The organism is Nitratifractor sp., assembly GCF_015487065.1.
In the GTDB taxonomy this organism is placed as follows: domain Bacteria; phylum Campylobacterota; class Campylobacteria; order Campylobacterales; family Sulfurovaceae; genus Nitratifractor.
Genome location: NZ_WFQN01000035.1, coordinates 1 through 8,836 on the forward strand (window position 1 = coordinate 1; position 8,836 = coordinate 8,836).

At 53.1% G+C, this 8,836-nt stretch carries 6 protein-coding genes and 1 pseudogene; 5 read left to right on the forward strand and 2 right to left on the reverse strand.

The genetic code is table 11. The annotated features are described in order from the left end of the window. Positions 1-202: 202 nt before the first annotated feature. Positions 203-550, forward strand: a pseudogene (locus F8I07_RS01895) (SDR family oxidoreductase); the annotation flags it as partial. 60 nt (positions 551-610) lie between these two features. Then, positions 611-1,384, forward strand: a complete 774-nt coding sequence (locus F8I07_RS01900) for an RNA methyltransferase (RefSeq protein WP_292655004.1) — start codon at positions 611-613, stop codon at positions 1,382-1,384. 182 nt (positions 1,385-1,566) lie between these two features. On the opposite strand, the gene F8I07_RS01905 is transcribed toward F8I07_RS01900, so the two are convergent. After that, positions 1,567-2,124, reverse strand: coding sequence for an acyloxyacyl hydrolase (locus F8I07_RS01905; protein WP_292655006.1), 558 nt, complete (start codon positions 2,122-2,124; stop codon positions 1,567-1,569). Between the two features lie 150 nt (positions 2,125-2,274). Here F8I07_RS01905 and F8I07_RS01910 point away from each other — a divergent pair, with 150 nt between their 5' ends. Then, a complete protein-coding gene (locus F8I07_RS01910; protein WP_292655008.1) occupies positions 2,275-2,727 on the forward strand; it encodes a hypothetical protein in 453 nt (150 codons plus the stop codon). Positions 2,728-2,752: 25 nt separating this feature from the next. Here F8I07_RS01910 and F8I07_RS01915 read toward each other — a convergent pair whose 3' ends face one another. Further along, on the reverse strand, positions 2,753-3,196 hold the full coding sequence (locus tag F8I07_RS01915) for a hypothetical protein (protein ID WP_292655011.1): 444 nt from the start codon (positions 3,194-3,196) through the stop codon (positions 2,753-2,755). A gap of 110 nt (positions 3,197-3,306) precedes the next feature. Here F8I07_RS01915 and F8I07_RS01920 point away from each other — a divergent pair, with 110 nt between their 5' ends. Both F8I07_RS01920 and F8I07_RS01925 read left to right on the forward strand, forming a co-directional pair. Then, positions 3,307-8,154, forward strand: a complete 4,848-nt coding sequence (locus tag F8I07_RS01920) for a RecQ family ATP-dependent DNA helicase (RefSeq protein ID WP_292655014.1) — start codon at positions 3,307-3,309, stop codon at positions 8,152-8,154. Positions 8,155-8,162: 8 nt separating this feature from the next. Continuing rightward, the gene (locus F8I07_RS01925) at positions 8,163-8,735 is read left to right on the forward strand and encodes a class I SAM-dependent methyltransferase (RefSeq protein WP_292655017.1); all 573 of its coding nucleotides are present in this window, start codon (positions 8,163-8,165) and stop codon (positions 8,733-8,735) included. Positions 8,736-8,836 lie beyond the last annotated feature (101 nt).

Below are 8,836 nucleotides of genomic sequence, written 5' to 3' on the forward strand. Positions count from 1 at the left end.
GAAGAGGGGGACGGGGCCTGCTATCAGGAGGTGAAGGTGAAACTAATGAGGAACGAGTAACTAGTAACTAGTAACGAGTAACTGGTTTGATCGTTTGTAGCGTGGGATTGCGATCCGAATGGAGAATTGAGAATTGAGGATGGAGAATTTTGGGGCGTTGCTTCGCAACGCTTCCAATAACCAATAAGCAATTACCAATAACGTCGCCAAAGCGGCCCTGGAGATGAGCGTCAAGTATCTGGCGGAGGAGATGGGGCGTACCGGTACCCGGGTCAACGCCATCAGCGCCGGTCCCATCAAGACCCTGGCCGCCGCGGGGATCGGCGACTTCTCCTTCATGCTCAAGTGGAACGCCGCGCATTCTCCTCTCAAGCGCAACGTCACCATCGAAGAGGTGGGCAACAGCGGTATGTATCTGCTGAGCGACCTCTCCAAAGCCGTCACCGGTGAGATCCATTACGTCGACGGCGGTTTCAACATCATGGGAATGCCCGCCGTGGAGTTCGACGAAAACGGCAAACCCCACATCGCCTGGAACGGGGAAGGGTGATGGAGAATTGAGAATTGAGGATGGAGAATTGAGAATGATTTGTACGGCAGAAAGCATATAATGTCTTCTGAAAAATCCTCAACGCTCAATGCTCAACACTCAACACTTTTACGAAAAGTTCTGACGATTTACGGCCGTAAGCCGGTGCTTGAGGCTCTCGAAAATCCGGATCTGCAGATCTTTCGGCTCCATCTGGCCGAGAGCAACCGTCCCTCCAAAGAGCTCAAACGGATGGTGGAGCTGGCTGAGAGCCGGAGTGTGGAGATCCGTACCCATGAGAAGAAGGCGCTTTCGCGCATCTCCAAAAATGGACGTCAGGATCAGGGGGTGGCGCTGGATATCGTTTTGGAGAACCTTGTTGAACCGGAGGAGTTTCTTCAAAGCCGTGAGAGCTTTCGCATCGTAGCCCTGGACAGAGTGACCAATCCCCAGAATGTGGGGATGATCATCCGCTCCTGCGCCGCGGGAGCGATCGATGCGCTTCTGATCGCCGGCAAAGGCAATGCACCTCTGGTCTCGCCACTGACGATCAAAGCCAGTGCCGGTACTCTCTTCAAACTCCCCATCATCCGCGGGGATTCACTGCTCAAAAGTCTGCGCCGCTTTCAGGAGGCCGGCAGCCGGATCTATTCCCTCGACTCCCACGCCGAGCTCAGCTATCGCGAGATGAAATTTGCCCAACGTTCGATCTTCGTTCTGGGGAATGAGAGCGAAGGAGTCAGCCCCGAGATTGAGGCTTTGGGTGATGCTTCTGTTTCGATTCCGATGAATCGGGGTGTCGAGTCACTCAATGTGGCGGTGACGGCGGCGCTTCTGGCCTTTTGTACCTCGTAATCAAGTCATTCGAAGAATTTATCTCTTTACGGACTTTTTCCTGAGCTTTGAGTGCTTTGAAAAACTGGATAGAGTCCTTTTTGTCATCCTGGACTTGATTCAGGATCTATGGAAATGTGGGTATGCAAGGCCATGGATTCCAGGTCAAGCCCGGAATGACGGAGGTTTTTCAGAACACTTAATTAGAAGTGGTAGTTGATCGATCCGATGAAGATGTCGATCCCGTCGTTGGGCTGTTTGATGCTGGCATTGGAGTAGTGCATATAGCGGAAGCTCAAATCCCAGTTGCCGATTTTGATACCGGCACCGATGCGATCTTCGAAGAGGAAGTTGGTCGAAAGGTCTCGGGGGCCCATTTCCGTTTTGGAGAAACAGGAGACCCCGATACCACCCTCCAGATAAGGGGTGGTATTTCCAAAGTTGCTGAAATTGTAGGTAAAGACGGGGGAGAGGGCTACACCGAAATTGTCCACGCCGTAGCCGTTCCAGTAGTTGAGAGAACCTTCCCAATAGCCCGAAACGTACCCCACGCCGGTTTCCAGCCAGCGGACGCTGAAGTCTTTGCGCAGTGTCAGGCGATAAATATCAATATTGTCTTTGCTCTGGCCGTAGCTGAATCCGACTGCATCGACCCAGCCGCTCTCCTGAGGTGCAGAGACCGGGGTGATGTCCCCTCCGGCCATAGCTATCACAGGCAGGGCTGCCAACACCGTTAGTCGTTTATACCATCTGTTTTTCATCCGATCTTCCCTTATTTTATTTACGATTTGGAACATTCTAATCGAAGTCTGCTTAAATATTTATTAGTATTAACCAAATTTCTCTTTGCAACCTCTCTTTCAAGATTAAGGTGGGATAATGGGCTGATCAATTATCGAGAGGAACGGAAAATGATTTGGAAAATAGCGAGTGGGATTCTTCTGTCAGGAGTGTTGGCATTGGCGGTGCCTATGAAACCTTTTACCCCCAGTTTGCAACTGGGGGGAGATATGAGTGTGGAGATGCTGCGCAAGCAGAATCTGGAGGTTGTCCACAAGGCAGTGGAGGGGTTGCGGGAGACTCTGCCGCGAAAGGTGGATCCCTACACCACTCTCGTAGGGGTAGACAGCAACGGGACGCAACTGATCTACACCTTCGAGGTGGACGGAGGACCCAAAAGTGACGAGACCCTCAGAAAAGAGGGAAAAGAACGCATGGCCCCGCGGGTCAAACAGGGAATCTGCCAAAGTGCCGAGCGCTTCCTCAAAGCGGGGATCTCCATTCGCTACCGCTATCTCAGCCGCACCAGCAAAGCGGAGATATTGAAGGTGGATGTAGCTGAAAAAGATTGCCTTTCCCACTAACCCGGATATGCCGACGAGGATATCGTCACCGGAAGATCTCCACCGGAACGAAAAGCGGAGCGCCGGTGACAGCCCGGATGAACTCGTGCTCGCTTTGACGGCAGGCCCGCTCCGGATCATCGGCCGCCGCACATTCCCCGGAAGGGACCGCCACGACCGCCCAGCAATTCTTTCCCTTTTTCAGGAGAGCCGAGAGGGGTTCGTATCTCTGTGTTCCATCTGGGGACTGCGGTTCGGTGACGACCCAGGCCCACCCCGATTTCACTTTCAGATGCCTGACAACGAAACGTACCTTCAGGCCGAGATGTGTCCGGACCCAGTACCGCAGGTCGTCCAGGATAGCCCGGCGCTCCATCGTTCCCGGAGCGGGGAGAGAGACACCGGAATTCCGTAGGGGTCCTGCGGCACCGGAGCCCGTGCCGATTGCCATCATCAAAGTCAGAACAATTGCAAAGCTAAGAGATTTCATTTTTCATCCTTCATCTTCTATGATAGCGCAAGCTTTTTCCACGATACAAAAAGAGGGATTTTTACATGCGCAGTCCGATGGATATATCTTGGCTATAATCTGATTGACTGATGAAAAAACGGGTGGTGAGAACGGTGGATGATTCCGGAATCCTCTATCTCGATATCGAAACGGATCGGGATGGGAAAAAGATTTACGAGATCGGTGTTCTGTGCGGTGAAAAGAGCCATAAAAACTCTTCACCGGAAGCGATCGCCAGTTTCGTTCGTCTCTGTCCCTCTGCTGAATTTCTTTGCGGTCACAACCTCTTCGATCATGATTTGCCGCGTATCGGAGAACAGAGTCGGCTCTTCAGGGATCTGGCGCGCTTTACTCCCATCGATACCCTGCCGATTTCGCTTCTCTTTTTCAACGAACGGACCCACCATGCACTTCCAAAATCCTATAAAAACGAAGATGAATTCCGCAACGATCCCGTCAAGGATTGTGAACTTACCCGAACGCTTTTGACAAAAATCATGGAGCGTTTCGCTTCATTTCCTGAAGGGGAGCGTTCCCTTTTTGCCTCTTTGCTTCGGAATGAGGAAAAGTTTCACGGTTTTTTCGATTATCTCGAGGGGATGGGAATGTTGCCGTCTCTTTGGGATGAGGAGGAATTGTATACGCAGATTCTTAATCATTACGAAACAGTAATCGATCGCGATTATTTGAGAGAGATGATCCAGAACTCCCGGAGTGAGCTCGCCTACATTCTGGCACTTCTGTCGCCCCGGATCGAGATCAAAGCCCATCCTCCCAAGGTTTTTTATGATTATCCCGACATCGTCGAGAAACAGCGACGGCTCTGTTACGATGCCGAAAGATTAAAACAGGACCTGGAAGAGATCGCCGACGAGATATTCGGCATCCCGTCGTTTCGGATATTCCCGAAACTCAATCCTTCGCTTCTGGATTCCAACACCTTGTCCCAAAGGGATATCATCGAGGCGGCGCTGCACAGAGAATCGTTTCTCGCGATTCTCCCGACCGGCGGGGGAAAGACATTCACCTTCTGGCTCCCGGCAGTGATCCAGGCTTCACGCTACAAATCTCTGACCGTGGTAATCTCTCCGCTGCAGGCACTGATCGAAGACCACATTAAAAATTTCGAAAAAAAGGTGGCCAATTACCGTGCCGTGGCCATCAGCGGATTCCTGACTCCCCAGGAGCGTGCCGATGCCATCGACCAGGTGATCAACGGTGAAGCGGATATCCTCTACATCGCCCCGGAGTCGTTACGCTCCAATATGATCTTTTCCATTCTCAAAAACCGCTATATCGAGCGTTTCGTCATCGACGAAGCCCACTGCCTCTCCACCTGGGGAAACGATTTTCGTCAGGATTATTACTACATCTGCACCTTTGTCCGGGATCTGCTGGATGCCAAACCTTTTCAGGATCACATTCCGGTCTCCTGTTTCACTGCGACGGCCAAACCGGGGGTCATCTCGGATATCGAAAATTATTTCCGGGAAGGATTGGGACTCGAACTGAAGGAGTATCTGGCCAAACCGGAACGCAAAAATCTCCGCTATGTGGCGCTGGATGCCCCTCGGGAGAGGAAATATACCGCCTTGCTGGAGCTGGTAAAGAAGCATCAGGGATCGACCCTCGTCTATATCCCCACTTCCACGCGGCTCTGTGACGAAACGGCGGAGCGCCTGGCCGTCGATACCGGCAAAGAGGTTCGTTCCTTTCATTCCAAGCTCGATCCCCAGGAGAAGATGCAGATCCTCAAGGACTATATCCTCAATGAGATCGATGTGATCGTCGCCACAACAGCTTTCGGGATGGGAGTGGACAAAGCCGACATCACGCAGGTGATCCACTACGAACCCTCCGATTCTCTGGAAAACTATGCCCAGGAGGCGGGACGGGGGGCACGGAATGAAAAACTCGAGGCGATCTGCCCCATCCTCTACGACGAAGCCGATCTGGACAAACACTTTCAGACACTGAGGCGAAGCAAAGTTACTGTTTCGGAGATCAATTCGATCTTTCAGGTTCTCAAACGGAACAAATCTCGACGTCTTTTCATCACTACCCGCGAACTGGCCCATGCGGCGGGATGGGATGTCGAAGACAGCTCCCAGGACTATGCGACCAAGATCAAAACGATTCTGCTGGAGCTGGAGCGGGAAGGGTACATCGAAAGAGAGCGAAACAGAGTCCGGTATTTCGGGGATTCCGTGGTGGCGGACAGTCGGGAACGCCTTGAAAAGCTCTTCAAGGAAAAGAGTGTGCCCGAAGAGGAGAGATGGCGCTACGTAGAGGTGCTCAATCGGATCCTGGGAAAAGGAAAGGATCATCCTGTCGAGATCGATGATGTCGCCCTCGTGCTGGGGATTGATCGCTCGGAAGTGGCCCTGATCGTGCAGGAGTTTATCGAAGCGGGGATTGTCGGTGACAGCCGGGATACAACGGTGGAGCTTCTGGACAGGAGCGGGAAGCACCTAAAGCATGTGCTCGAGACAGAAAAAGCTCTTTTTATGATCCTCGTCCAAAATCCCAGTGAGCAGTTCACACTCAAGGAGCTCAACGAAGCACTGCTGCAAAAAGGGATCGTCCGGGGTAACGAAAGCGAAACCATCCTCAATCTGGTCAAAGGGTGGCGCAGTCGGGGGTATTTCGCGCTACAGAGGATCAACCGGCAACAGGAGCTTTGGCAGTATCGTTTCACCGAGGGAGTCAAATTTGGGCACCTCCTTGAAAAAAGGCAGGAACTTGCCCGCAGACTCTATGAAATATTGCGTAAAAGCTTGAATGAAGAAAAAAAGGAAGAGCCCCGTATCAGCTTCTCGTTGACGCAGTTGCACCGGGAGTTGGAGAAACGGTATTCACTCAAAGAGATTGACCGTGGGCTGCTTTTTCTGCACCGGCAAAAGGTGATTCGTCTGTTGGGGGGTAGGTTTATCCACTATGCCCCCATGTCGATCGAAAAACTGGAGAAGATGGAGATCACCAACAAACGCTATACCAAAGTGGAATATCGGCAACGTCTGGCGAAACATTATCAGATCAAGACCGAAGGGATTCACATCATGGGGGAGTATGCCAACCGTCTGATGCGAAATCCTGCCGAGGCCACCCGGTTTCTGCAGGACTATTTCGAGCTTCGCTACGATGCCTTCAAGCGGCGATACAAACTTCTCAAAGAGCAGCTCTCCAGGCCCATTACCGAGCGGCGTTACCGGCAGATTTTCGAGAAGCTCAGCGACGATCAGAAAAGGATTATTTCGGATCGGGAATCCCGGGCGATCATGATTTTGGCCGGCCCCGGCAGCGGCAAGACCCGGGTGCTGGTCCACAAGATCGCTTCCCTGGTCCTGACCGAAGATGTCCAGCCCGAGCAGTTCATGATGCTCACCTTTTCCCGTTCGGCGGTACGGGAGTTCCGCTCTCGTCTGGTTGGATTACTCGGGGAGGCGGCTTATGAGATGGAGATCAGTACCTTTCATGCCTTTGCCCTGCGCCTGATCGGACGAACGGCAGGGGATGGGGAGGTGCTCCACAGTGCCATTGCCGAGGCAGCACGTCAGATCCGTTCCGGGGAGCTGCGGCTTCCGCACCGGGAGGCTTTGGTGTTGGACGAGTATCAGGACATCAGTGCCGAGGCGTTCGATCTGGTTTCGGCGATCTTCGAAGCCAGTCCAGGCCTGCGTCTCATTGCCGTAGGGGATGACGATCAGTGCATCATGGAGTACGCGGGGGCCGACCTGGCCTATTTCAGACATTTCAGAGAGCGTTTCTCCATGGCAGAAACCGAGGAGGGGGAACGGCCCTTTTCCCAGTATGAACTCTTGAAGAACTATCGCAGCAGTGCCCGGATCGTCCACTTTTCCGAAGCCTTCATCCGACAGTGCACCAAACGCATCAAGTCCCATCCGCTCCAGCCCCACAACGATCCCGGAGAACGAGTGGAAGTGATCGAATATCGGGGAGATTCTCTTGTCGCTCCTGCGCTGCAGCGATCTATGGAGTTTTTGCCCGAGTTCAAAGAGCTGGCGATACTGGCTTACACCAACGTAGAGGTCCTGGCGATCTACTCAGGTTTGAGAGCCCAGGGTATTCCGGCGAGATTTCTGATCGACCGCCCCCGATTCGAGGTCAAAAATATCGATGAGGTTCACTATTTCAATCATCTCCTCAACGAAGAGGCAGAGCCGGGTCGCCCCTATGAAAAGCGCCATTTTGAAAAGGCACTGGATTTGACGGAAAAACGTTATGCCGGCTCCAAAAATCTCCCGTTGCTACAACGAGTGGTTTTCGGTTTTCTCAACGAGAGTGAGAATCTCTCGGCTTCTCTTTGGACAGAGTGGCTCGATGAGATGGAATTGGAGCATGTCGAGGGGGACAAGACGACCCGGGTGACGGTTTCGACGATCCACAAATCCAAAGGAATGGAGTTTGAGAGTGTGATCCTGCTGGCACAACGTCCTCTGAAAGAGGATGCCGATCTACGCCTTTACTATGTGGGGATGACACGGGCCAAAGAGCGGCTGAGCATATTCCATCGCGGGGAGCGGCGTTTCATGTTCACCGGTGATCATTGCCGGCATCGGACTGTGGAGCCACTTTCGAAAGTCACCGAGGAATCTTCGATCATATTGGTAATGGGGCTTTCGGATATCTATCTGGGCTTTGAAGGGGTACAGAACCGAAAAGAGATGACGATTCTGGCGGGCGAGCCGCTGCAACTGCACCCGGCGGGGAGAAACGGAATATTTCAGCTCCACTATCACGGAGCAGCGGTAGGGCAGCTTTCCAAACGTTTTCATAAAAAGGTGGAGGATTATCTGAGTCGTGGCTACAGAATCAAAGAGGCGAGGGTCGATTTTGTCGTCCATTGGAGAGGCAGAGATCAGGATCGGGATCTGCGGCATGTTCTGGCCAAAATAGAATTGGTCAAAGAAGGATAGGATAAATCATGGCAAGGGTGGATCAGGAGAGTTTCTATCGGGAAAACATCCAAACCTACGGCGTGTCGGCGCAGGGGGTGGCCTGGGATTCGGCCCGGACCCAGCGGCGGCGTTTCGCCGTGCTGGCGGCGCAGCTGGGGGATTTGAGCGATTCGACCCTTGTGGATGCGGGGTGCGGTTTCGGGGATTTCTACCTCTATCTCAAAGAGCGGGGCAATCTGCCGCGCCGCTACATCGGGATCGACCTGGTGCCCCAGATGGTGGAGGCGGCCAGGGAGCGCACCGGGTGTCGGATCTTGCAGCGCGACATCCTGCGCCAGAGCCTCCCCATGGCCGATTGGTACGCAGCCAGCGGCTCGATGAACCTGCTCAGCCGCACCGAGACGGCAATTTTCATCCGTCGTTGCTATGAGCACACCCGAAAAGGCTTCGTTTTCAACCTGTTACAAGGCAGGGACCGGGAAGGGATTTTCGGTTACTGGCAGCCGCGGGAAGTGCAGGAGTTGCTCCGCCCGCTGGAAGCTAGAGTGGAGATCGTCGACGGGTATCTGGAGGGGGATATGACGGTGGTGGTGAAATAGAGAGAATGAAATGAATCCAAAATATCTTTTTATCCTGCTCTTAACGAGCCTTCTTTTGTCAGCCTCCCCTCCGGGAGAAAAACGCCTCATCACCCAGATCC